The 23,214-nt window shown below is 71.6% G+C and carries 27 protein-coding genes; 18 read left to right on the plus strand and 9 right to left on the minus strand.

The annotated features are described in order from the left end of the window. Positions 1 to 64: 64 nt before the first annotated feature. Positions 65 to 316, minus strand: a complete 252-nt coding sequence (locus AB0C33_RS47495; RefSeq protein ID WP_358301230.1) for a hypothetical protein — start codon at positions 314 to 316, stop codon at positions 65 to 67. Between the two features lie 366 nt (positions 317 to 682). On the opposite strand from AB0C33_RS47495, the gene AB0C33_RS47500 reads away from it, so the two are divergent. The 5 genes from AB0C33_RS47500 to AB0C33_RS47520 all read left to right on the plus strand — a co-directional run bounded on the left by AB0C33_RS47500 (position 683) and on the right by AB0C33_RS47520 (position 4,519). Further along, positions 683 to 1,447, plus strand: a complete 765-nt coding sequence (locus AB0C33_RS47500; RefSeq protein ID WP_358301232.1) for an ATP-binding cassette domain-containing protein — start codon at positions 683 to 685, stop codon at positions 1,445 to 1,447. An 11-nt stretch (positions 1,448 to 1,458) separates the two neighbouring features. After that, complete coding sequence (locus AB0C33_RS47505) at positions 1,459 to 2,220, plus strand: ABC transporter permease (protein WP_358301235.1); 762 nt, start codon at positions 1,459 to 1,461, stop codon at positions 2,218 to 2,220. A 10-nt stretch (positions 2,221 to 2,230) separates the two neighbouring features. Beyond that, positions 2,231 to 3,439 carry a cytochrome P450 gene (locus tag AB0C33_RS47510; RefSeq protein ID WP_358301238.1) on the plus strand — a complete coding sequence of 403 codons (1,209 nt, stop codon included), beginning with the start codon at positions 2,231 to 2,233 and terminating at the stop codon, positions 3,437 to 3,439. A 47-nt stretch (positions 3,440 to 3,486) separates the two neighbouring features. Beyond that, entirely contained in the window at positions 3,487 to 4,098 is a 612-nt protein-coding gene (locus tag AB0C33_RS47515) for a DUF1707 domain-containing protein (protein WP_358301241.1), read from the plus strand. Between the two features lie 103 nt (positions 4,099 to 4,201). After that, complete coding sequence (locus tag AB0C33_RS47520) at positions 4,202 to 4,519, plus strand: hypothetical protein (protein ID WP_358301245.1); 318 nt, start codon at positions 4,202 to 4,204, stop codon at positions 4,517 to 4,519. Here AB0C33_RS47520 and AB0C33_RS47525 read toward each other — a convergent pair. Beyond that, positions 4,470 to 4,787: a hypothetical protein gene (locus tag AB0C33_RS47525; protein WP_358301248.1), complete on the minus strand. Its 318-nt coding sequence runs from the start codon at positions 4,785 to 4,787 to the stop codon at positions 4,470 to 4,472. The genes AB0C33_RS47520 and AB0C33_RS47525 overlap by 50 nt on opposite strands. A 311-nt stretch (positions 4,788 to 5,098) precedes the next feature. Between AB0C33_RS47525 and AB0C33_RS47530 the strand changes: the two genes are divergently transcribed. From AB0C33_RS47530 to AB0C33_RS47545, 4 genes are all read left to right on the plus strand, one after another. Beyond that, positions 5,099 to 5,455: a YbaB/EbfC family nucleoid-associated protein gene (locus AB0C33_RS47530; protein WP_358301338.1), complete on the plus strand. Its 357-nt coding sequence runs from the start codon at positions 5,099 to 5,101 to the stop codon at positions 5,453 to 5,455. 82 nt (positions 5,456 to 5,537) lie between these two features. After that, positions 5,538 to 5,864 (plus strand): PadR family transcriptional regulator, encoded by a 327-nt coding sequence (locus AB0C33_RS47535; protein WP_352356106.1) that lies wholly within the window; start codon positions 5,538 to 5,540, stop codon positions 5,862 to 5,864. After that, positions 5,861 to 6,217: a DUF1048 domain-containing protein gene (locus tag AB0C33_RS47540; protein WP_358301251.1), complete on the plus strand. Its 357-nt coding sequence runs from the start codon at positions 5,861 to 5,863 to the stop codon at positions 6,215 to 6,217. Before AB0C33_RS47535 ends, AB0C33_RS47540 begins: the two co-directional genes overlap by 4 nt. Before the next feature lies 1 nt (position 6,218). After that, positions 6,219 to 6,557, plus strand: coding sequence for a DUF1048 domain-containing protein (locus tag AB0C33_RS47545; protein ID WP_358301253.1), 339 nt, complete (start codon positions 6,219 to 6,221; stop codon positions 6,555 to 6,557). Here AB0C33_RS47545 and AB0C33_RS47550 read toward each other — a convergent pair. Further along, positions 6,545 to 7,303: an ABC transporter permease gene (locus AB0C33_RS47550; RefSeq protein WP_358301255.1), complete on the minus strand. Its 759-nt coding sequence runs from the start codon at positions 7,301 to 7,303 to the stop codon at positions 6,545 to 6,547. The two genes, AB0C33_RS47545 and AB0C33_RS47550, sit on opposite strands and share 13 nt — an antisense overlap. Then, entirely contained in the window at positions 7,300 to 8,250 is a 951-nt protein-coding gene (locus tag AB0C33_RS47555) for an ATP-binding cassette domain-containing protein (RefSeq protein WP_358301258.1), read from the minus strand. Before AB0C33_RS47555 ends, AB0C33_RS47550 begins: the two co-directional genes overlap by 4 nt. A gap of 149 nt (positions 8,251 to 8,399) precedes the next feature. On the opposite strand from AB0C33_RS47555, the gene AB0C33_RS47560 reads away from it, so the two are divergent. The 6 genes from AB0C33_RS47560 (at position 8,400) to AB0C33_RS47585 (ending at position 16,581) form a co-directional block, all read left to right on the plus strand. Next, a complete protein-coding gene (locus AB0C33_RS47560; RefSeq protein WP_358301261.1) occupies positions 8,400 to 9,074 on the plus strand; it encodes a helix-turn-helix domain-containing protein in 675 nt (224 codons plus the stop codon). 278 nt (positions 9,075 to 9,352) lie between these two features. Beyond that, complete coding sequence (gene kdpF / locus AB0C33_RS47565; RefSeq protein WP_358301264.1) at positions 9,353 to 9,442, plus strand: K(+)-transporting ATPase subunit F; 90 nt, start codon at positions 9,353 to 9,355, stop codon at positions 9,440 to 9,442. After that, positions 9,442 to 11,103 carry a potassium-transporting ATPase subunit KdpA gene (gene kdpA, locus AB0C33_RS47570; protein WP_358301267.1) on the plus strand — a complete coding sequence of 554 codons (1,662 nt, stop codon included), beginning with the start codon at positions 9,442 to 9,444 and terminating at the stop codon, positions 11,101 to 11,103. Before kdpF ends, kdpA begins: the two co-directional genes overlap by 1 nt. Position 11,104: 1 nt before the next feature. After that, positions 11,105 to 13,210 carry a potassium-transporting ATPase subunit KdpB gene (kdpB, locus tag AB0C33_RS47575; protein WP_358301270.1) on the plus strand — a complete coding sequence of 702 codons (2,106 nt, stop codon included), beginning with the start codon at positions 11,105 to 11,107 and terminating at the stop codon, positions 13,208 to 13,210. Then, positions 13,211 to 14,044 (plus strand): potassium-transporting ATPase subunit C, encoded by an 834-nt coding sequence (locus AB0C33_RS47580; protein ID WP_358301272.1) that lies wholly within the window; start codon positions 13,211 to 13,213, stop codon positions 14,042 to 14,044. Continuing rightward, the gene (locus AB0C33_RS47585) at positions 14,041 to 16,581 is read left to right on the plus strand and encodes an ATP-binding protein (RefSeq protein ID WP_358301275.1); all 2,541 of its coding nucleotides are present in this window, start codon (positions 14,041 to 14,043) and stop codon (positions 16,579 to 16,581) included. The genes AB0C33_RS47580 and AB0C33_RS47585 overlap by 4 nt, the downstream gene beginning before the upstream one ends. A gap of 142 nt (positions 16,582 to 16,723) precedes the next feature. Here AB0C33_RS47585 and AB0C33_RS47590 read toward each other — a convergent pair whose 3' ends face one another. The 3 genes from AB0C33_RS47590 to AB0C33_RS47600 form a co-directional block, all read right to left on the minus strand. Continuing rightward, positions 16,724 to 17,338, minus strand: coding sequence for a hypothetical protein (locus AB0C33_RS47590; protein ID WP_358301278.1), 615 nt, complete (start codon positions 17,336 to 17,338; stop codon positions 16,724 to 16,726). Between the two features lie 132 nt (positions 17,339 to 17,470). Then, on the minus strand, positions 17,471 to 18,109 hold the full coding sequence (locus AB0C33_RS47595; RefSeq protein WP_358301281.1) for a response regulator transcription factor: 639 nt from the start codon (positions 18,107 to 18,109) through the stop codon (positions 17,471 to 17,473). After that, positions 18,106 to 19,158: a histidine kinase gene (locus AB0C33_RS47600; protein ID WP_358301284.1), complete on the minus strand. Its 1,053-nt coding sequence runs from the start codon at positions 19,156 to 19,158 to the stop codon at positions 18,106 to 18,108. Before AB0C33_RS47600 ends, AB0C33_RS47595 begins: the two co-directional genes overlap by 4 nt. Before the next feature lie 87 nt (positions 19,159 to 19,245). On the opposite strand from AB0C33_RS47600, the gene AB0C33_RS47605 reads away from it, so the two are divergent. Beyond that, the gene (locus AB0C33_RS47605) at positions 19,246 to 19,890 is read left to right on the plus strand and encodes a hypothetical protein (protein ID WP_358301286.1); all 645 of its coding nucleotides are present in this window, start codon (positions 19,246 to 19,248) and stop codon (positions 19,888 to 19,890) included. Here AB0C33_RS47605 and AB0C33_RS47610 read toward each other — a convergent pair. Next, positions 19,868 to 20,992, minus strand: coding sequence for an FAD-dependent monooxygenase (locus AB0C33_RS47610; protein WP_358301289.1), 1,125 nt, complete (start codon positions 20,990 to 20,992; stop codon positions 19,868 to 19,870). The genes AB0C33_RS47605 and AB0C33_RS47610 overlap by 23 nt on opposite strands. Before the next feature lie 63 nt (positions 20,993 to 21,055). Between AB0C33_RS47610 and AB0C33_RS47615 the strand changes: the two genes are divergently transcribed. Continuing rightward, complete coding sequence (locus AB0C33_RS47615) at positions 21,056 to 21,508, plus strand: MarR family transcriptional regulator (protein WP_358301292.1); 453 nt, start codon at positions 21,056 to 21,058, stop codon at positions 21,506 to 21,508. A 19-nt stretch (positions 21,509 to 21,527) separates the two neighbouring features. On the opposite strand, the gene AB0C33_RS47620 is transcribed toward AB0C33_RS47615, so the two are convergent. Further along, a complete protein-coding gene (locus AB0C33_RS47620; protein WP_358301295.1) occupies positions 21,528 to 22,502 on the minus strand; it encodes an alpha/beta fold hydrolase in 975 nt (324 codons plus the stop codon). 85 nt (positions 22,503 to 22,587) lie between these two features. Between AB0C33_RS47620 and AB0C33_RS47625 the strand changes: the two genes are divergently transcribed. Then, positions 22,588 to 23,175, plus strand: a complete 588-nt coding sequence (locus tag AB0C33_RS47625) for a TetR family transcriptional regulator (RefSeq protein WP_358301298.1) — start codon at positions 22,588 to 22,590, stop codon at positions 23,173 to 23,175. Positions 23,176 to 23,214 lie beyond the last annotated feature (39 nt).

The raw sequence follows: 23,214 nt of genomic DNA on the forward strand, positions 1-23,214 counted from the left end.
CATAGGTTCGGGGCTGATTGCCCATGTACGCAACTTATCCAGCGGAATATGCGGAAGAAGGGCGTCAGTCCACGTACGCCCACAGGTCGTAGGTGGTGGAGCCCGGGTAGCTCTGCGGGTAGTGCGTGCTGCACCACCAGGTCTGCCAGCGCCCGTTCTGCTGGCCCGACTGGCCGAAGGAGACGCAGATGTCGTACGGCAGGCTGGTGTAGACGACCTGGAGCGTGGACGTGGCGTCCGCCGGCGTGCTCATGGCCAGGACGGGCGCCAGGGTGGCGACCGCGGCAAGCGCCAGGGCGGTGATTGCGCGACGCATCGGCTCTCCCCTCATCAAGGGTCGGATTGTGTGAGAAGCGATCACCGTGAATTGCACGACAGGGCTCGCCCCCACCGCAAGATCGGCCCTCGCACGGCCCCGGCGACCAGCGCGAACGTCCCGCGGGCGATGAAAGGTTCATCCCGCCGCCCCTGACGGCGTCAGGACGGGGTTGTGCCGTGTCAGCACGGCGTCGGCGCGGTGTCAGCGCGGCCCGCGAAGGTGAACGCCATGAACACCTCGGCGATCAGGACTATTCGGTGTTGCTAGGTACCAGTACCTCGTGCCACTATATAGCTGGCAGTCAGCACCACTAAGTAGTTGCGCCGACGGCGAGACCCCCCGAAGAGAAGACAGGGCCAAGTGATGACGACACGACAAGCTCCGGCGATCCAGGTGCACGGCCTGGAGAAGTCGTACAAGGAACTGCACGTGCTGCGCGGCGTGGACTTCGAGGTGGCGCGGGGCAGCATCTTCGCCCTGCTCGGCTCGAACGGCGCGGGCAAGACCACGCTGGTGAAGATCCTGGCCACGCTGCTCAAGGCCGACGCCGGCACGGCCAGGGTCAACGGCCTCGACGTCGCCGGGCAGGCCGCCCAGGTACGCGAGTCCATCAGCCTCACCGGTCAGTTCGCCGCCGTGGACGAGATCCTCAGCGGGCGGGAGAACCTCGTGCTGGTCGCCCGGCTGCGGCACCTGAAGAACCCCGGCAAGATCGCCGACGACCTGCTCGAACGCTTCTCGCTGACCGAGGCGGGCGGCCGGAAGGCGGCGACGTACTCGGGCGGCATGCGCCGCCGCCTCGACATCGCGATGAGCCTCATCGGCGACCCGCCGGTCATCTTCCTCGACGAGCCGACCACCGGCCTCGACCCCCAGGCGCGCATCGAGGTGTGGCAGGCCGTCAAGGAGCTCGCCGCCCAGGGCACCACCGTGCTGCTCACCACCCAGTACCTGGACGAGGCCGAGCAGCTCGCGGACCGGATCGCGATCCTGCACGAGGGCCGGATCATCGTCAACGGCACCCTCGCCGAGCTCAAGCAACTCCTCCCGCCCGCCAAGGTCGAGTACGTCGAGAAGCAGCCGACCCTGGAGGACGTCTTCCTCACCCTCGTCGGCACGAAAGCCTAAGGACCCCCACGATGAGCAAGCACATCTTCGGTGACACCACCGTCCTGCTGGGACGGTCCCTGCGCCACATCTCCCGCAGCCCGGACACCATCGTCACGACCGCGATCATGCCGATCGCCATGATGCTGATGTTCGTCTACGTGTTCGGCGGCGCGATCAGGACGGGGTCGGACTCGTATGTGAACTACATGCTGCCCGGCATCCTGCTCATCACGGTCGCCTCCGGCATCGCCTACACCGCCTACCGGCTGTTCATGGACATGAAGGGCGGCATCTTCGAACGGTTCCAGTCCATGCCGACCGCGCGCTCGTCGGTGTTGTGGGCGCACGTGCTGACCTCGCTGGTCGCCAACCTCGTCTCGCTGGTGGTCGTGATGCTCGTCGCCCTGCTCATGGGCTTCCGATCGAGCGCGGGCCTGTCGGCCTGGCTGTCGGTCGCGGGCATCCTGATCCTGTTCACCCTGGCGCTGACCTGGATCGCCGTCATCCCCGGCCTGTCGGCCAAGACCATGGAAGGCGCGAGCGCGTTCTCCTACCCGCTCATCTTCCTGCCGTTCCTCAGCTCGGCGTTCGTGCCCACCGACACCATGCCCACCGTGGTGCGCGTCTTCGCCGAGAACCAGCCGGTGACCTCCATCGTCAACGCCGTCCGCGCCCTGTTCGCCGAGCAGCCCGTCGGCAATGACATCTGGATCGCCCTCGGCTGGTGCGTCGGCATCCTGGTCGTCGCCTACGTCTTCGCCATGAACACCTACCGCCGCAAGATCTCCTGAAAGGACGATCATGACCGACTCCCTCCACACCGTCACGCCGATGCCCGCCGAACGCCGTCCCGGCTGCCCGTTCGACCCGCCGAAGGAACTCGTCGAGGCCCGCGAGCACGGCCCCATCAGCCGCTTCCCCTTCGCCGACGGGCACCAGGGCTGGCTGGTCACCGGCTACGACCTGGCCCGCTCGATCCTGGCCGACCCCCGCTTCAGCTCCCGCAAGGAGCTCATGAGCCACCACCCGACCATCGACTACGGCGACATCGAGGTGCCCCCGGCCCCGCCCGGCGAGTTCCTGCTCATGGACGACCCGCAGCACAGCCGCTACCGCAAGCCGCTCGTCGGCAAGTTCACCGTCCGCCGGATGCGGCTGCTGACCGAGCGCGTCGAGCAGATCACCGCCGAACACCTGGACGCCATGGAACAGGCCGGCCCCACCGCCGACCTGGTGACCGCGTTCGCCAAGCCCATCCCCGCCATCGTCATCTGCGAGCTGCTGGGCGTGCCGTACGAGGACCGGGACCGCTTCCAGGAGAACATCGACAAGTTCCTCGGCGGCGAGGCCGGTGACGAGGAACTGATCGCCGCCTACCTCGCCACCCAGAAGTACCTGGCCGAACTCGTGGCCGCCAAGCGCGCCCACCCGACCGACGACGTGCTCAGCGACCTGCTCGACAGCGACCTGACCGACGAGGAGCTGCAGGGCATGGCCCTGATCCTGCTGTCGGCCGGGTTCGACACCACCGCCAACATGCTGGCCCTCGGCACCTTCGCCCTGCTGCAGAACCCGGACCAGCTCGCCGCGCTGCGCGCCGACCCCACGCTCGCCGACCAGGCCGTCGAGGAGCTGCTGCGCTACCTGTCCGTCGCCAAGCAGTTCTACCGGGTCGCCCTGGAGGACGTCGAGCTGGCCGGCCAGACCGTCAAGGCCGGCACGATGGTCCTGCTGTCGCTCAACACCGCCAACCGCGACCCCGAACGTTTCCCCGACCCCCACACCCTCGACCTGCGCCGGCAGGACGGCGGCCACCTGGCCTTCAGCCACGGCATCCACCAGTGCCTGGGCCAGCAGCTCGCCCGCGTCGAGATGCGCGTCGCCTTCCCCGCGCTGCTCGGCCGCTTCCCCACCCTGCGCCTGGCCGTACCGGCCGACCAGGTCGCCCTGCGCCCGGAGTCCGCCGACATCTACGGCGTCAAGAGCCTCCCCGTCACCTGGGACGCCTGACCCCGCCCCGGTGGCGCCGATCCCTGAGCTCCAGAGAGGAACCACCCATGGCACACCTCCCGGCGGGTCCCGTGAAGCCCTCCTCACCGGCGCTGAGGGCCTCCGACGCGGACCGCGACCGCGTCACCGAACTGCTGCGGACGGCCGTCGCCGACGGCCGGCTCGACTTGGCCGAATTCGAGGAGCGGCTGGAGGTGGCGTTGTCCGCCCGCACCGTGAACGCGCTGGCCCCGCTCGTCACCGACCTGGTCGCGGGACCGGGCAGCCACGGTGCGCTCGCGCTGCCGCCGGCCGGGGCTCCGGCCGCCGAACTGCTCACCATCAAGGAGAGGCACGGCTCGGTGCGCCGCGACGGCCGCTGGACGTTGCCGCACCGGCTGGCGGTGCGCACCGCGTGGAGCGACGTGCTGCTGGACCTGACCAGCGCGGTGCGCGGCGCGCCCGAGCTGATCATCGAGCTGCGGGTGAGCGGCGGCAGCGTGGAGCTGGTCCTGGCGCCTGGCATGGTGCTGGAGAGCGACGAGCTCTCGGTACGGCACGGCACGCTGGCGATCGGCAGGGAGCCCGACGACGACCCGCCCGAGGTGTTGCGGGTCCGCCTGACCGGCCGCATGCGGCACGGCCGGCTCGCCGTCCGCCGGCAGGCCACACGGCGGTGACGCGGCGCGGCGCGTAGGGATTTCGTCAGGATTGCGGCGGTTCACGCCCCGGCGGGACAGGCTGGACAGATCATTCCCGCACGGACGAGAGCCACGTATGCCGATGAATCCATGGACACCTTCCGGCCCCCACGAGATCGAGATCGACCGGTCCCGGCTCAGGGAGATGCGATCGCGCCTGCCCGAGGCGGCCAGGCGGCTGGACGAGGTGGTGCCCAAGCTGGTGTCGCTGACCGTGGCCGAGTCGGCGTTCACGTCGTTCACCTACTCGCTGGCGCTGGCCTACAACGAGGTCGAGGCCCTCACGATGACCGAGGTGCGCCGCCGCCTCGACGACACCGCACGCGTCCAGGACGACCTGGACACCTCGGTCACCACCTGGCAGGACGCCGAGACCGCCGCCACCGTGAGGATGCGGTGAACGCCGCCGGGCTGGCCCGCGACGCCCTCATGGCGGGCGCGGGCGCGGCGGTGACGCTGTCCGCGCTCGGCGTGCCCGCCGCCTGGCCGTTCGTCGGCAGGATGTACGTCCACCAGTACGACCCGCAGGCGTTCTTCGACGGCGCGGACACCTGGCTGGCCGTGCACGACGACGTGGCGGCCACCCGGCTGAACGTCGAGGCGCTGGTCGGCGAGGTGGCCACGACGAGCTGGCGGAGCGAGGACGGCCGGGCCTTCGACCGCTGCATGGACGCCTACCTGGCCGGCCTGCGCTCGATCGAGATCCGCGCGGTCGTCGCCGCCCTCGTCCTCCGCACCGTCGGCGCCGCGCTCGTCGCGATGATCCTCTACCAGTTCCTGGTGGCGGCGGCCATGGCCGCGCTGGCGCTCTGGGTGCTGACCGCCGCGCTCACGCCGCTCAGCCTGGTCGCCGCCCGGACCGCGGCCACCCGCTGCCTGACCGGCCTGTACGAGAACTACCGGGCAGTGGAGTCGCTGCTCGACACGCTGCTGCACGGCTGCGCCGCTCGCGGCCGACGCCGACCACCTTTTCAGCAGACTGAGCCGGCTCCCCGGCGAAACCGCCACGGCCCGGGCCGAATCACCGGACGGCTGGGTGAGCGTCGAGTACAGCTGCGCGTCCGGCGTCCGGGACCTGCGTCTGGACCCGCGGGCGATGCGCATGGAGTCGGCGCGCCTGGCCGAGACCGTCCTCGGCCTGATCCACCAGGCCAGGCAGCAGGCCGAGGCCGAGGAGCGCGCCAGGCTGGCGGAGTTCCTGGGCGCGGGCGACGCGCTCCTGACCGGCCGCGGGCTCGTCGCCGCCCGGCTGCGCGACTCGACGGGCGCCCTGCTGGCGAACCTGGAGCAGGCCGAGGCGACGATCGACCGGGTACGCGGCCTGCTGCGCCCCTGACCCGACGACTCTACTCTGTGGTACTGTATAGCAGTACTCGGTACCACCAAGTACTTCGGAAGGCGGCGGAAGAAGAGCCACCATGGACAATCTGACGGAGATGCTGAAGGGCACGCTTGAGGGCTGCGTGCTCGAAATCATCGGCAGCGAGGAGACCTACGGGTACGCCATCACGCGCCGGCTGAACGACCTGGGCTTCGCCGACGTCGTCGAGGGGACGGTCTACACCATCCTGCTGCGACTGGAGAAGAACGGGCTCGTCCAGGTGACGAAACGACCGTCCGAGCAGGGGCCGCCGCGCAAGTTCTACGCGCTCAACGACGCGGGACGCGCGGAACTGGCGACCTTCTGGGCGAAATGGGCGTACATCACATCCCGGATCGACAAGCTCAAGGAGGGCGGGAAATGAGCTTCTGGGAGACCATCACCGGCAGCGACCTCACCAGGGACTACAAGGCGTTCGAAGCCCGGGCCGCGGCACTGCCGGCCGACCACCGGGCGGCCTGGGAACAGATCAAAGGTCACCTCTTCCTCTACGGGGACTTCACCGGCCGGAACCTGATGCCGATCTTCGACGGCGTCCTGGGGCTGCTGGAGGAGACGGCGGCCGACGGGCAGAACATCCACGAGGTGCTGGGCGACGACATCGCGGGATTCTGCGCGGCCCTGGCCGGCGAGGCCGGGGGCCGCAACTTCCGCGACCGGTGGCGCGAGCAGCTGAACAGGAACGTCGCGAAGAAGCTGGGCCGGCTGGGAGGCTGACGTGGGCATCCAGGACATCATCGAGGGCAAGAAGCAGTGGCGGGCGCACCTGGCGCGGGTCAAGGCGCTGCCGCCCGACTACCAGATCGTCTACAAGGAGATGCAGCGGTACTTCTTCAAGGTCGGGCCGGTCGGGCTGACCGACGGGTCCCTGCTGCCGGGCATCGTCGACTTCTTCGAGGAGGGCGTCGCGGCCGGCAAGGGAGTCCTGGAACTCATCGGCGAGGACGTCGCCGCCTTCGCCGACGGCCTGATCAAGGACTCCCGCACCTACGCCGACCTCTACCAGGAGTCCGTCAGCGAGAAGACCGGCACGAAGGGGAAACCTCACCGGTTGTAGAGCCTGCGGGCCCACAGGTACCCGCCCAGCGCGATGACCGCGCTCCAGAGTGCCGCCGCCGCGAGGCTGGGCCCCGCCGGCCGCCCGGCCAGCAGCGCGCGCAGGGTCTCGATGACCGGCGTGAACGGCTGGTGTTCGGCGAACCAGCGCAACGGGCCCGGCATCGACTCCGGCGGCACCACGCCGCTGCCCAGGAACGGCAGCAGCATCAGCGGCATCGGCAGGTTGCTGGCCGTGGCCACGTTCTTGGTGACCATGCCCAGCGCCGCCGACAGCCAGGTGACGGCGAAGGTGAACATGGCCAGCACGCCCACCACCCCGAGCCAGTCCAGCGCCGAGGCGGCGGGACGGAAGCCGATCAGCAGGGCCGTCAGCGTCACGGCGGCGATCGCGGTGAAGTTCTGCACGAGCGCGCCGAGCACGTGTCCGGTCAGGACCGAGACGCGGGCGATGGCCATGGTCTTGAACCGGGCGACGATGCCCTCGGTCATGTCCATCGCCACCGCGATCGCGGTCCCCTGCGCGGCGCTGGCGATCGTCATGATCAGGATGCCGGGAGTGATGTAGGCGACGTAGGCGGCGCGGTCGCCGCCGATCCCGGCGCCCATGATGCCGCCGAGGACGTAGACGAACAGCAGCAGGAACACCACCGGAACGCCCGCGTAGGTGAGGATCAGCGTGGGGTAGCGCCACATGTGCCTGATCTGGCGGCGCAACATCGTCGCCGAGTCGGTGATCGCTCTCATCGTGCGGACTCCTCGGTCAGGGCCAGGAAGACGTCGTCCAGGCCGGGCGTGCGCATCGACAGTTCGGCGACGTCGACGGCGTGCGCGTCCAGCAGTTCCAGGAGCTCGCGTAACGCGCCGACGCCGGTGTCGGGGATCTGCACCGTCAGGGACTCCTCGTCGCGCGAGCTCGCCCCCACCAGCGAGACCGCCCTGCGGTACCCGTCGAGGTCGGCGAAGCGCACGACGACGTGGCCGCCGGGGACCATGCGCTTGAGCTCTTCAGGGGCGCCCTCGGCCACCAGCCGGCCCTGGCTGAGCAGCGCGATGCGGTCGGCGAGCTCGTCGGCCTCCTCCAGGTACTGGGTGGTCAGGAAGATGGTCACGCCGTCCTGCCGGACGAGGTCCCGGACGATCTGCCACATCGTGCGGCGGCTGCGCGGGTCCAGGCCCGTGGTGGGCTCGTCGAGGAAGATGAGCCTGGGCGTGCCGACCATGGTCATGGCGAGGTCGAGCCGGCGGCGCATGCCGCCCGAGTAGGCGGCCGCGGGCTTGCCCGCGGCGCCGGTGAGGTCGAAGCGCTCCAGCAGTTCACCGGCTCGGCGGCGGCCCTCGGCGCGGCCGAGGTGGAGCAGGTCGGCCATGAGCCGCAGGTTCTCCTCGCCGGTGAGGAAGCCGTCGACCGCGGAGAACTGGCCGGTGACCCCGATCGCGGCCCGCACCTTGTCGGGTTCCCTGGACAGGTCGTGCCCGGCGACCCGGAGCTCGCCGGCGTCGGCCTTGATCAGGGTGGACAGGATCTGCACCGTGGTGGTCTTGCCCGCGCCGTTGGGGCCGAGCAGCGAGAAGACGGTGCCCTCGGGGATGGACAGGTCGATGCCGTCCAGGACGCGGTGGGCGCCGTAGGACTTGCGCAGCCCCGTCACCGAGACGAAGGCGCGCGACTCGTCACGATAGTACGTGTTCATCACGACTGAAAGCTACGTTGCTTTCAGAAATTGTGTCAATCAACGGCAACGCGTAAGCCCAGTTCAAGGGCGGTAAATTGATGCCTTGACGCTGAAGCTGAATGCAATGAAACGTTGCATTGTGTGCGGCCGAACGCAATAGTGAGGTCGTGGCAGAAGGAAGGTTGACCCTGCACGACCGCCGGCGCATCGCGACCGGTCTCGCCGAAGGCCGCTCCTACGCCGAGATCGCCAGGCGGCTCGACCGGCCTACCTCGACGATCAGCCGCGAGGTCGGCCGCAACGGCGGCCCCGGCGACTACCGTCCCGAGCGGGCGCACCAGGCGACGGCGCGGCGGGCGCGGCGCGGCGCCCCGGCGCGTCCGGCCGAGTCCCGGGACCGCCAGGTCTTCGAGGCGGAAGAGGGAGCCGTCGAGATGGCGGTCGCGATGGGCCTGCCGAAGATGGTGGCGCGCGTGCTCATCGGCCTGTGGCTGAGCGAGGACGGCCGACTCACCGCGGCCGAGCTGGCGCGCGGGCTGAAGGTGAGCCCCGCCTCGATCTCCACGGCGGTGGGCTACCTGACCCGGCAGGGCCTGATCAGGCGCGAACGCGATCCGCAACGACGGCGCGACGTCTACGTGGTCGACGACGACGCCTGGTACCACTCGACGATGATCAGCGCCCGGCAGACGCTCACGGCGGCGGAGGTCGCCAAGGCGGCGGGGCAGACGCTCGGGCTCGACACGCCCGCGGGCCGGCGCCTGGCCAGGGGCGGCGCGTTCCTGGAGCGGATCAGCCTGGACGCCCTGGCGTCGGCCGAATGCTGGCGCGACCTCCTGTAGTGACCGGAGCGCGGCCCGGACCGCGCGCGACCCTCCCGAACCCGGACCGAGCCGCGTAGGGAGGCCGTCAAGATTCGGGCCGCGGCCGTATGGAAACCGTCAAGAACGGCAAAACACCCCATTTTCCGGCGTTTGCTGGACCTGCGCGCCGCCCGTCGAGGGGCGGCAATGGTCTCATCATCGAACTGAGGAGTGGGGATGGCCGACGTCATCTTCGTCGCCCTGACGATCGCGATCTTCGTGGTCTTCGGGCTGGTCGTGCGGGCGGTGGAGCGGCTGTGAGCGCCGTCAACGCCACCGGCCTCGTCGTGGTCGCCGGTCTGGTGATCTTCATGATCGTGGCCCTGCTGTTCCCGGAGCGGTTCTGATGAGTACGACCCTGGCCGGAATGATCTTCATCGTCTCCCTGATCGCGGCGCTGGCCCTGGTGCACAAACCGTTCGGCGACTACATGCACCGCGTCTACTCCACGACGAAGCACAACGTCGTCGAGCGCGGCATCTACCGCCTGCTCGGAGTGCGGGCCGACACCGAGCAGAGCTGGCCGGTCTACGCCCGCAGCGTGCTGGCCTTCTCGGTGATCTCGGTCCTGGTCGTGTACGGCCTCCAGCGCTTGCAGGACAAGCTGCCGCTGAGCCTGGGCATGGAGCCGGTCACCGGCCACATCGCCTGGAACACCGCGATCAGCTTCGTCACCAACACCAACTGGCAGGCGTACTCCGGCGAGTCCACGATGGGCCACCTGACCCAGATGGCCGCCCTGGCCGTGCAGAACTTCGTCTCGGCGGCCGTCGGCATGGCGGTCGCGGTGGCGCTGGTGCGCGGGTTCGCCCGGCGCAGGTCCGGCACGATCGGGAACTTCTGGGTGGACCTGGTCCGCGGCACCCTGCGCATCCTGCTGCCGATCGCCTTCGTCGGCGCGCTGGTGCTGGTGGCGGGCGGCCTGGTGCAGAACTTCTCGGGCGTGCACGAGGTGACCACGCTGACCGGCGGCACGCAGGGCGTCACCGGCGGCCCGGTCGCCTCCCAGGAGGTCATCAAGGAGCTGGGCACCAACGGCGGCGGCTTCTACAACGCCAACTCCGCCCACCCGTTCGAGAACGCCACGAGCTGGACGAACTGGTTCGAGATCTTCCTGATCCTGGTGATCCCGTTCTCGCTCACCCGCACCTTCGGCCGGCTGGTCGGCCAGGTCCGGCAGGGGTACGCGATCCTCGCGGTGATGGGCGTGCTGGCCCTGGCGAGCGTCCTGCTCACCAACGTCTTCGAGCTGTCCGGGAACGCCACCGTGCCGCAGGCGGCCGGCGCGGCGCTGGAGGGCAAGGAGCTGCGCTTCGGCGTCTCGAACTCGGCCACCTTCGCCGCCTCGACCACCCTCACGAGCACCGGGGCGGTGAACTCCTTCCACGACTCCTACACGCCGTTCGGCGGCATGATGACGATGGTCAACATGATGCTCGGCGAGGTCGCGCCCGGCGGCGTCGGCTCGGGCCTGTACGGCATGCTGATCCTCGCCGTGATCACGGTGTTCGTGGCGGGCCTGATGGTCGGCCGCACCCCCGAGTACCTGGGCAAGCGCATCGGCGCCCGCGAGATCAAGCTCGCCTCCCTGTACTTCCTGGTCACCCCCGCCCTGGTGCTGGTCGGTACCGCGTTCGCGATGGGCTCGGCGGAGCGGCGCGCGAGCATGCTGAACGGCGGCCCCCACGGCCTGTCCGAAGTGCTCTACGCCTTCACCAGCGCCTCCAACAACAACGGCTCGGCCTTCGCCGGCCTCACCGTCAACACCCCCTGGTACGACGTGGCGCTCGGCCTGTGCATGGCCTTCGGCCGGTTCCTGCCGATCATCCTGGTGCTGGCCCTGGCCGGTTCGCTGGCGGCGCAGTCACCCGTCCCCGAGGGCGCCGGCACGCTGCCCACGCACCGGCCGCAGTTCGTCGGCCTGGTCGTCGGCGTGACGGTGATCCTCGTCGCCCTCACCTTCCTCCCGGCACTCGCGCTCGGCCCGATCGCAGAAGGACTGTCCTGACATGTCAACCCCCGTACTGGACAAACCCTCCCCCGCACGGCGGGACGGCCGCGTGGGCGGCGGCCTGCTGGATCCCCGGCAGCTCGTCAGGTCCCTTCCCGACGCGGTCAGGAAGCTGAACCCGGCCACGCTGTGGCGCAACCCCGTCATGCTGATCGTCGAGGTCGGCGCGGTGTTCACCACCGTCCTGGCGATCGTCGATCCGTCGTTCTTCGCCTGGGCGACCGTCGTGTGGCTGTGGCTGACCGTGATCTTCGCCAACCTGGCCGAGGCCGTCGCGGAAGGGCGCGGCAAGGCGCAGGCGGCGACGCTGCGCAAGGCCAAGACCGACACCCGGGCCCGTCGCCTGCGCGGCGACGCGGAAGGCGGGTGGGACACGGTCGGCGCGCCCGAGCTGCGGCAGGGCGACCTGGTGGTGGTCGAGGCCGGCGAGGTCATCCCCGGCGACGGCGACGTGGTCGAGGGCATCGCCTCGGTGGACGAGTCGGCCATCACCGGCGAGTCCGCGCCCGTCATCCGCGAGTCGGGCGGCGACCGCTCGGCGGTGACCGGCGGCACGAAGGTGCTCTCCGACCGGATCGTCGTCAGGATCACCCAGAAGCCCGGCGAGAGCTTCGTCGACCGCATGATCGCCCTGGTCGAGGGCGCCAACCGGCAGAAGACGCCCAACGAGATCGCGCTCAACATCCTGCTGGCCGCCCTGACGATCGTCTTCCTGGTCGCCACCGTCACCATGCAGCCGCTGGCCGTCTACTCCAAGCAGATCAACCCCGGCGTCCCCGACTCGCTGGCGCTCGACGCGAACGGCGTCACCGGCATCGTGCTGGTCTCGCTGCTGGTCTGCCTGATCCCCACCACGATCGGGGCGCTGCTGTCGGCCATCGGCATCGCCGGCATGGACCGTCTGGTGCAGCGCAACGTCCTGGCCATGTCCGGCCGCGCGGTCGAGGCGGCCGGTGACGTGTCCACGCTGCTGCTGGACAAGACCGGCACGATCACGCTGGGCAACCGGCAGGCGGCCGAGTTCGTGCCGGTGGACGGGATCACCGAGGCCGAGCTCGCCGAGGCCGCCCAGCTCTCCAGCCTCGCCGACGAGACCCCCGAGGGCCGCTCGGTCGTGGTGTTCGCCAAGGAGCGGTACGGCCTGCGCGAGCGCGAGATCCACGGCGCCGAATGGGTGCAGTTCACCGCCCAGACCCGCATGTCCGGCGTGAACCTGGACGGCCGCGAGGTCCGCAAGGGCGCGGCCACCGCGGTCATGAAGTGGGTGCGCGACAACGGCGGCCACCCCACCGACGACGTCGGCCACATCGTGGACGGCATCTCCGCCTCCGGCGGCACCCCGCTGGTCGTGGCCGAGCGGGGCCGCGTGCTCGGCGTCATCCACCTCAAGGACGTCGTCAAGCAGGGCATGCGCGAACGCTTCGACGAGATGCGCCGCATGGGCATCCGCACCGTCATGATCACCGGCGACAACCCGCTCACCGCCAAGGCCATCGCCGACGAGGCCGGCGTGGACGACTTCCTGGCCGAGGCCACCCCCGAGGACAAGCTCGCCCTGATCAGGAAGGAGCAGGAGGGCGGCCGCCTGGTCGCGATGACCGGCGACGGCACCAACGACGCCCCCGCCCTGGCCCAGTCGGACGTCGGCGTGGCCATGAACACCGGCACCTCGGCCGCCAAGGAGGCCGGGAACATGGTCGACCTGGACTCCAACCCGACCAAGCTCATCGAGATCGTCGAGATCGGCAAGCAGTTGCTGATCACGCGGGGCGCGCTGACCACGTTCTCGATCGCCAACGACATCGCGAAGTACTTCGCGATCATCCCGGCCATGTTCGCGGCCGTCTATCCGGGCCTGGACGCGCTCAACGTCATGCGCCTGTCCAGCCCCCAGTCCGCGATCCTGGCCGCGGTGATCTTCAACGCGCTGGTCATCGTCGCGCTGATCCCGCTGGCGCTCAGAGGCGTCCGGTACCGGCCGTCCAGCGCGTCCAAGCTGCTCTCGCGCAACCTGTACGTCTACGGCCTGGGCGGCATCGTCGCCCCCTTCATCGGCATCAAGCTCATCGACCTGCTGATCCAGTTCCTTCCGGGGATGTCATAAATGGAACGCCTGCCAAGCTGGGTCCGCCAGCACCTCGCCGCCCTGCGCGCCGTCGCCGTCCTGACCGCGCTGCTCGGCATCGTCTACCCGCTGGTCACCACCGGGGTCGCCCAGGCCCTGTTCAACGGGCGCGCCAACGGCTCGATCGTCGAGAAGGACGGCAGGGCCGTGGGCAGCGCGCTCATCGGCCAGTCCTTCACCGACGCCGACGGCAAGCCGATCAGGAAGTACTTCCAGTCCCGTCCGTCGGCGGCGGGCGACGGCTACGACCCGACCTCGTCCGGCGCGAGCAACCTGGGCCCCGAGGACGTCGTGGACACGCTGCCGGTCGCCGGCGAGGAGGGCCGGCAGTCGCTGCTCACCCAGGTCTGCGCCCGTTCCAGGGCGGCCGGCGAGCTGGAGGGCGTCAGCGGCGCCCGCCCGTACTGCACCCCGGACGGGGTCGGCGCGGTGCTCAAGGTCCTCCCCGACCGGGCTGTCAGCGTCAACCAGGCGTGCCCGGCCACCCCGTTCGTCGCGACCTATCAGGGCAGGCGGGTGGAGTGTGCCGAGCCGGGTGAGGACTACGCGGCCGGGCGCACCGTCCCGGTCCGGGGGGAGGCCGAGGCGAAGGTCCCGGCCGACGCGGTCACCGCCAGTGGCTCCGGGCTCGACCCGCACATCTCCGTGGCCTACGCCGAGCTCCAGGCGCCGCGTGTGGCCAGGGAGCGCGGCCTCGGCCAGGCCGAGGTCGAGCGGCTCATCAAGGAGCACACCACCGGCCGGGCCGTCGGCTTCATGGGCGAACCGGCCGTCAACGTGCTCGAACTCAACCTGGCGCTCGACCGCTCATGAGCAGGGGCCGCCTTCGGGTCTACCTCGGGGCGGCGCCCGGGGTCGGCAAGACGTACGCGATGCTCGGCGAGGGCCGCCGCGCGCGGGAACGCGGCCGGGACGTGGTCGTGGGCCTGGTCGAGACGCACGGCCGTCCCCGCACCGCCGCCCTCCTGGAGGGCCTGGAGATCATCCCGCGCCGGACCCTCGTCCACCGCGGGGCCACCTTCACCGAGCTCGACGTGGACGCCGTCATCGCCCGCCGGCCGAAGGTGGCGCTGATCGACGAGCTGGCGCACACCAACGTGCCCGGCTCGAAGAACGTCAAGCGCTGGCAGGACATCGACGAGATCCTGGACGCCGGCATCGACGTCGTCTCCACGGTGAACATCCAGCACCTGGAGTCGGTCAACGACGTCGTCCAGGAGATCACCGGCGTGCCGCAGCGCGAGACCGTGCCCGACGAGGTGGTGCGCCGCGCCGACCAGATCGAGCTGGTGGACATGTCACCGGAGGCGCTGCGCCGCCGCATGGCGCACGGCAACGTGTACGCGCCGGAGAAGGTCAGCGCCGCCATGTCCAACTACTTCCGCGTCGGCAACCTCACCGCGCTGCGCGAGCTCGCGCTGCTGTGGGTGGCCGGCAAGGTGGACGACCAGCTCGACCGCTACCGCGCCGACCACGGCATCGCCACCACCTGGGAGACCCGCGAGCGGGTGGTGGTCGCCCTGACCGGCGGCCCCGAGGGCGACACACTGGTCCGCCGGGCCGCCCGCATCGCCGCCCGCACCAAGGGCGCCGACCTGCTCGCGGTGCACGTCACCAGCGCCGACGGGCTGGCCGGCGCCGACCCGGCCAGCCTGGCCCGCCAGCGCACGCTGGTGGAGGACATGGGCGGCAGCTACCACCAGGTGGTCGGCGACGACGTCCCGCGGGCGCTGCTCGACTTCGCGCGCGGCGTCAACGCCACCCAGCTCGTCCTCGGCGCCTCGCGCAGGGGGCGGTTCGCGCAGATCTTCTCCCGGGGCGTCGGCGTGGAGACCACCGCCCGGTCGGGATCCATCGACGTCCATATGATCACGCACGAGGAGGCCAAGCAGGGACGCCGCCGGCCCGCCCGCACGCGGGCCGCGCTCACCCGGACCCGGCGGGCGAGCGGCTGGGCGCTGGCGGTGGCCGGGATGCCGCTGCTGACGGCCGCGCTGGCGCCGTTCCGGGACATGTTGTCGCTGCCCAGCGAGATCCTGTTCTTCCTGTGCCTGACCGTCGGGGTGGCCCTGGTCGGCGGCATGTGGCCGGCCATCACCGCGGCCGTCGGCGGTTCGCTGCTGCTCAACTGGTTCTTCACCGCGCCGGTCGGCGAGTTCACCATCGCCGCCCCGGAGAACCTGTTCGCGCTGGTCGTGTTCGTGCTGGTGGCGGCGGCGGTGAGCACAATCGTGGACATCGCCGCCCGCCGGACGAGGGAGGCCGCGCGGGCCGGCGCCGACGCCGAGCTGCTGTCCACCATGGCCGGTCACGTGCTGCGCGGCGAGGCCGCGGTGTCCTCGCTGCTGGAACGCATGCGCGAGACCTTCGGCCTGACCTCCGTCACCCTGCTGGAACGGCGGCCCGAGGCCGCGCGCGCGCCCGACCAGCAGTCCGACCCGGACGCCTGGCGGATCGTCGCGACCTCCGGCGGCGCCCCCGCCACCTGCCCGGGACGGTCCGACACCGACGTCGTCATCGACGAGGAACTGGTCCTGGCCGCCAGGGGCGAGCCGCTGGAGGCCGCCGACCGCACGGTGCTGGAGGCGTTCGCCGCCGAGACCGCCGTCGCGCTGCGCCAGGAACGCCTCCAGCAGGAGGCCGAGCTCGCCCGCCCGCTCGCCGAGGCCGACCGGATGCGCACCGCGCTGCTGGCCGCCGTCAGCCACGACCTGCGCACGCCGCTCGCCTCGGCCAAGGCCGCCGTCGAGAGCCTGGGCAGCACCGAGGTCGCCTGGTCGGAAGGGGACCGGTCCGAGCTGCTCGCCACCGCGAAGGAGTCGCTGGACAAGCTGGACCGGCTGGTGGCGAACCTGCTGGACATGAGCCGCCTGCAGGCCGGCGTGCTCGGGGTGAGCGCGCAGCCGCTGGCGCTCGAGGAGATCGTGCCGCGCGCCATCGACGATCTCGGCCCGCTGCGGGACCGCGTCGAAGGCGACGTCTCCGTCGAGTTGCCCGACGTGCTGGCCGATCCCGCGTTGCTGGAACGCGTCCTGGTCAACCTCATGTCCAACGCCGTGCGCTTCAGCCCGCCCGGCCGGACCGTGCTGGTCACCGCCAGCGGGCACGGCGACCACGTCGAGATCCGGGTGATGGATCGCGGCCCCGGCATCCCGCCGGAGGCGCACGACCGCGTCTTCCAGCCGTTTCAGCGGCTCGGCGACCGCGACAACCACTCCGGCGTCGGGCTCGGGCTCGCCCTGTCCCGCGGGCTCGCCGAGGCCATGGGCGGCACGCTCGTGCCCGACGAGACCCCCGGGGGCGGTCTCACCATGATCCTCACCCTGCCCGTCGCCGCCCCCGGACGGTGAGCGTCGCGCCCGGGGCTGGTTCCGGGTGTCAGTCGCCGGGCGTCGTGGGCCCGTCCGGCCCGCGGAGGTGAACCGCGGCTCCGCGCCGCGTCCCCTCAGCAGCGTGCTGACACCAGGCGGTCGACGGGTCACACCCCGATCGTCACACGGCGGCCGGTACGGCGGGCTCAGCCACGCGGTGCCGGCCGTCGGCCGCACGGGACGCCCGCGACACCCGGGCCATCGCCAGGAAGGAGACCAGCAGGCAGGCGGCGCCCAGCGGCATGAGGTCCTTCTCCACGAACGGCACCATGACGTCGGCGACCACCAGGACGGGCGTCCACGCCTTGACGCGGCGCTGGACGGCGAGCTGGAGGACCAGGCCGATCTGGGCGACGAAGAACAACATCGGCCCGAAGTCGTAGACCACCTGCTGCACCCCGGGAACCGACTGGACCTGGTCGAAGAGCACGCCCATCGCGGCGTGGTCGGCCGAGCGGAACCCCACGACGATGTCGATGGAGAACTGGGCGATCAGCGTGGTGATGCCGACATATCCGGCCACGGCCAGCCCTGTCGCCAGACGGCCGCGGCCGGCCAGCCTGCGCATCTCGTGGAAGGTCACGGCGAAGAACGCCAGGGCGCCGATGAAGGCCAGGTGCCCGGTCGTCCAGGCCAGGCCGGGACCGCGGCTGCCGTCCAGGCCGTCCAGGATGCGGAGGACGCCGTAGGTGAAGGTGAGCACGGGGGCGGCGACGAAGGCGATGCGGGGGTTCATCTCGTTGACTCCTTAGCGGTGATGACCTCCCCAATCCTGGTTCTCCGCGGCCTGCCGGACATCGCCGGAGCGGGCGAAGTCCCGTCTCGCTCTTGAGCGGGATGCGGTACCCCGCCTCCCTCCTGAGAGGGATCATTCCCCGACCGGGCCGACGAGGCCGAGCTCGTAGGCGAGCACCGCCGCCTGGGTGCGGTCGCGGGCGCCGAGCTTGTCCAGGAGGTTGCCGACGTGCGTCTTGACCGTCTCCCTGGTGACGTGCAGCGCGGCGGCGATCTCCGCGTTGCTTCGCCCGAGCGCGATGTGCCGCAGGACGTCCAGCTCGCGCGGCGTCGGCTCGACGGGCAGGCTCTGGCGGGCGCTGCCCACGTGCGGCGCGGCGATGCGGCGCAGCGCGTCGGGGAAGAGCACCGCGTCGCGCCGGTGCACCAGGCGGACCGCCTCCACCAGCTCGCCGGCGGGCGAGCGTTTGAGCACGTAGCCGGCGGCTCCCGCGCGCAGGGCGCCCCAGACGAGCTGGTCGCTCTCGAACGTGGTGACCATGACGACGCGCGTCCTCGGCGAGCGGCGGGCCAGCTCCCGGGTCGCGGCCAGGCCGTCCATGACCGGCATGCGGATGTCCATCAGCACGACGTCCGCGCCGGCGCCGGCCGTGACCGCCGCTCGTCCGTCGGCGGCCTCGGCCGTCACCTCGATGTCGTCGTGCAGGGAGAGCATGGTCGCCCAGCCGGAGCGGATGAGCTGCTCGTCGTCGGCCAGGACGACCCGGATCACAGCGGCAGGCTCGCCCGGACGCGCCACGTTCCGCCCACCTCCTCCCAGGTGCACGTCCCGCCGGCGAGCCGGGCCCGCATGCGCATGCCGGTCAGGCCGCGCCCCGGCTCTCCCGGCCTGCTCAGGGTCGCGTTGTCCATGGTCAGGGTCAGTTCGGCGGCGGCGACGGCGACGGCGAGCGTGACCGGGCCGTGCCCGTGCCGCAGGGCGTTGGTGAGCGCCTCCCTGGCGATCGCGAACGCGGCCCGCGAGGTCGCGGGCGACACCTTGCCGAGGTAGCCGACGCTGACCCGGACGTCGAGGCCGCGGGTGAGCGTGCCGAGCGCCTCCAGGGTGGGCGTCCGGCCGGCCGCGCCGTCGTCGAGCACGCCGAGCAGCACGTCGAGCTCCTGCTGAGCGTTGCGGGCGGTGGTCGTCAGGTGGCCGAGCGACTGGGCGGCGAGCTCGGGGGCGGCGCGGCGCAGCGCCGCCTCGGCCGCCATGGCCTGCACCAGGACGACGCTGAGTGCGTGGCCGACGGAGTCGTGCAGCTCCAGGGCGAGCGACTGGCGGCGGTCCAGCTCGTCGATCAGCCGGGACGGCTCGGAACGCAGCAGCCGCCGCGCGACCCAGCGCTGGCCGAGCCCGGCGGCGACCATCGCGGCCAGCACGACGGCGATGAGCAGCAGCACCTCGGCCACCTGGCCGGGCGCCGCCTGCCAGGCCCGCGGCAGCAGCCCGGGGGACAACGCCAGGACGGCCGCGCTGAGCGTCCCGCCGACGTACAGGTGCAGGCTGGTCAGGGCCACCAGGTAGAGGCGGTCACCGCGTTCGGGCACGTCCACGTCGAGCAGGTCCGACAGCGCGATCACCTCCAGGCGGCGGGTCAGCGGCAGCAGCGCGAGCAGCGCCGAGGCGGGCAGGCACGCCGCCCACAGCACCAGCAGGCGGCCCGGCGTCAGCTCGGCCAGGATCGGCAGGCCGAGCCCGGCGGCGACCGGAGCCAGCAGCGCGGCGCCCAGGAGCTGGTAGACCCCGGCCCGCGCGGCCTGGGCGAGAGGGCGTTTCACGTGGACCGACGTTAGCCGACGCCGCCGGGGCCGCACTCCCCCGCCGGGGGGAGGCAGGGCGGCCCGCTCGTTCCTAGCGTGAGCGCCATGACGAGAACTGATCGTTCGCGCGGCGCCGCGGCGCCGCTCCCCGTGGCCGCCGCGACCGCGGGCTCGCCGGTGACCGGCGGGCGGCTGCGCACGGCGTGGCGGGCCGCCCACGCGCCGGTGGCCGGGGTGCCCCGCTGGGCGCGGATCGCCGCCTACGCCGTGCCGTTCACCGTGCTGCCGTCCAGCCTCTGGCGGTTGCCCGCGGCGTTCGACCGCGGGATCGGGCTCGGTGAACGGCTGTATGTCGTGCTCCTGTCGATCGTCTCGGAGCTGGCGGCGTTCACCGCCGTCGGGCTGGTGGCCGCGTGGGGTGAGCGGTTTCCCCGCTGGGTCCCCGGGTTGCGTGGCCGCAGGGTGCCGACGCCGGCCGCCGTCGTTCCGGCGGCGTCGGGCGCCGTGATTCTGACGGTCCTGTGGAGCGCGGCCTTCGTGACCGAGCTCGCCGGGGTGACCATGCGCGGCGAGCCGATCCCGCCGGACTTCCCCAGCCAGGCGGGCGGCTGGGAGGCCGCGATCTTCGCCGTCTGCTACCTTCCGCTCCTGCTGTGGGGGCCGCTGCTCGCCGCCGTCACCTACGCCTACCACCGGCGCCGGAGCCCGCGACCCGGCGTGCCCGCGCTCAGTGGGCGAGAGCGGCGGTGAGGCGGTTGCTGAAGCGGGCGAGCAACCCGCTCTGGGACGTCTCGGAGACCATCCGGCCGACGAACGGGGGGATGCGCCAGTTGGCGGGGCTGCGCCGGGCCAGCCTGGACACCAGGTTGACGTGCGGGTAGCGGGCCCGTTCGTAGGCGCGCAGCCGTTGCGCCGGGTCGCCGCCCTTGGCCAGCTCGCGGCCGAGCACCCACACGTCCTCCAGGGTCTGGTTGGCGCCCTGTCCGAGGGTGGGGGGCATGAGGTGGGCGGCGTCGCCGAGCAGGGTGACGCGGCCCTTGCCCCACTCCCGGCGCACCTTCTGCCAGTGGTGGCCGAAGAAGTCGAGGTCGGCCTCCGACGCCTGGGCGAGCAGCTCGGGGACGGGCGACGCCCAGTGGCCGAAGCGGCGCCGCAGCTCGGCCAGGGGCGCGGCCGGACGCGGCTCGCCGGGGGCCCAGCGCACGTCGAACCACCACTGGAGCTTGCCGTCACCGGCGGGGATGATCCCGCAGGCGCCTTCCTTACCGGTGATCATGAGGTGCAGATGGGTGCGGGCGAGGTCGATGTCGATCCGGCTCAATGCCTGCCAGGTGCCGAACGTGGCCGTCCGGATGGGGACGTCGCCCCACAACTCGCGCCGGACGACCGAGTGGTGGCCGTCGGCGCCGATCAGCAGGTCGCCGGTGGCCGTCGAGCCGTCCTCGAAGGTCGCGGTCACCCGGTCGCCGTCCTGGGTCACGGTCCGGCAGGCCGTGCCGTAGCGGATCAGGTCGCCGGGCAGCCCGTCGGCCAGCCGTTCCAGCAGGAGACGGCGGGAGACCGACTTGTTCGGGAAACCGTAGAGCGTGGCCGCGTGGGCCATGTCGGAGGTGAGCCGCAGCCGGCCGTCCGCGGTCAGCGCGTCGATCCGGTCGAACCGGCCGCCGACGCCGTCAAGGGTGACACCGAGGTCGTGCAGCACCGCGGCGCCGTTGCTGAAGATGCTCAGCCCGGCGCCGCCCGTGCGCAGGGCGGTGGCCTGTTCGTAGATCCGCACCTGGTGGCCGGCAGTGAGCAGGCTGCGCGCGACGGCCAGGCCGCCCACGCCGGCGCCGATGACAACAACGTCCATTTTATCTCCAAAACGAAGTTACTTCGATTCAAAGATACATCGCTGTGAAGTACATTGGGGCGAGTGACCGACAACCACCCAGAAGCGGACGTCTACCGCGAGTTCCTGATCGCGGTCATGCTGCATATCGAGGCGATCGCCGACCGGCTCGGCGTGCACCACGTGGACGTGGCCGCGCTCATCCTGCTGGAGATGCGCGGCCCCCTCCCGGTGGGGGCGATCTCCGAGGAGCTGGGGCTCCCGTCCGCTTCCGCGACCCGGCTCATCGACCGTCTGGAGAAGGCCGGCTACGTGCGGCGGGTACGCGGCGAGCGCGACCGGCGCATGGTCACGGTGGAGCTGCTGGAGGGCGGCATGGCCGAGTACCACGCCACCCGCGTCACCTCCGAGCGGCACCTGGAGCAGATCCGCGGGCAGTTCACGCAGGAGCAGGTGCCGCTGATGCTGGGCCTGCTCGCCGGGGTCGCCCGCGCCTACCGCTCGGCCACCAGGGAGATCCGCGAGCAGCCCGGCTGAGAAGCCCCGGCCCGTGGCGTCAGGGCGTGTCGCCGGCAGTGTCTCCGGCAGTGTCTCCGGCAGTGTCGTCAGCGCGGTCGACCTCGTCGGCGAAGGCGAGGACCCGGGTGTTGACGCGGTCGGGGAACTCACCGTTGAGTGCGTGGGAGGCGTCCGGCCACAACTCGACGACGCCCCGGGCGAGCAGGCGGCGGGCCCGCAGGGCGGCCTTGCGCGGGTTGTGGATGATGCTGCGCCCGGCGATCAGCGCGAGCACCGGCACGTCCAGCCCGGCCACCTGGTCGTCCGTGGGGTACGCGGGCGGCGGCAGGAACGCGGTGAAGTCCCGCATCCCGGCCGAGATCAGGTTGGCGACGGGCTCGTCGGCCGAGGCGTCGGCCCCGCCGGAGATCCAGCTCAGCAGCTTCCTGCGCCACGACTCGGGGAAGAACGGCACCACCGAGCCCAGCGAGAAGACGACGACCTTCCAGGTGATCCGGCCGAACAGGTTGGCGGGGTCGAGCACGCTCACCGAGGCGATCCGCTCCGGCACGCGCAGGGCCAGGTGGAAGGCGCCCCACCCGCCGATGGACACCCCGACGAGGTGCACCCGGTCGAGGCCGAGCCGGTCCAGCAGTTCGGCCAGCCAGGTCGCCTGGTCGTCCGCACCGGTGAACGCCCGGGTCTGCACCGACAGGCCGGGCTCGCCGAGCAGGTCGACGATGTAGACCGGCCGCCGGGCGACGAGGCCGGCCAGGTTCGCCTCCCACATCGGGGCGGCCGAGGTGCGCCCCGGCAGCAGGAGCAGCGGCACGCCGTCGCCGCCGCCGAAACGGTAGACCCGGACGGATCCGAAGCCGGTCACCACGTCGTGGATCTGGACGGGTTCGGGGAGCTGGGCCATGGCGTCGTCGTAGGCGTTGCGGTAGCGCGCGAAGGCGGGGGCGTCGCGGAAGTGGCCGAGCCGCCGCGCGCGGAACGCGGCTCCGATGTTGGGTTCCACTAGATCGTTCACGTGCGGGATCCTTCGTTCGCCCTTCGCGATACGATCGTATCGCAACAACGTCACGATACACTCGTATCGCAAAGAGAGGGGGGCCGTGCCGAAGCAGGTGGACCACGCGGCGCGGCGGGCCGAGATCGCCCATGCCGCGCTCAGGCTGTGCGCCCGTGACGGCCTGGCCGGGGTGAGCATCGGCGGGGTCGCCCAGGAGGCCGGCGTCTCCAAGGGGCTCGTGCAGCACTATTTCGGGGCGAAGGCCGACCTGATGCGCGCCAGCGCGCAGCTGCTCAGGCAGGAGATCGAAGGCCATGTCCGGGAGGCGCTGCGGGAGGCCGCCGGGCCGGCCGACACGCTGCGGCGCACGCTGCTCGCCGTCGTCGAGCTGGGCTCGCGCGCTCCCGTGCTGCTGCTCGCCGGGCACGCGTTCCTGGCCAGGGCCGTCGCCGATCCCGACGTGCGCGAGCTGTACCGCGCGGGCGGCGACGCGGTGCACCGCGAGATCGCCGCGCTCGTGGCCGCCACCGCCGCGGACCCCGGCGTCGAGGCGGGCGCCGAGGCGCACGTACTGCTCGCGCTCGCGCGCGGGCTGGCCGACGGGGTGCTGGTCGGGGAACTGGACATCGCGGAGGCGACCGCGGTCCTCGACCATCAGCTCCGCCGGCTCGACCGACCGGCGAGCTCCTGACCGGACGCCGCCTCCCGGCGGGCCCCCGACGGGACGCCG

This window comes from Nonomuraea sp. NPDC048881 (genome assembly GCF_040649795.1).
Taxonomy (GTDB): Bacteria; Actinomycetota; Actinomycetes; order Streptosporangiales; family Streptosporangiaceae; genus Nonomuraea.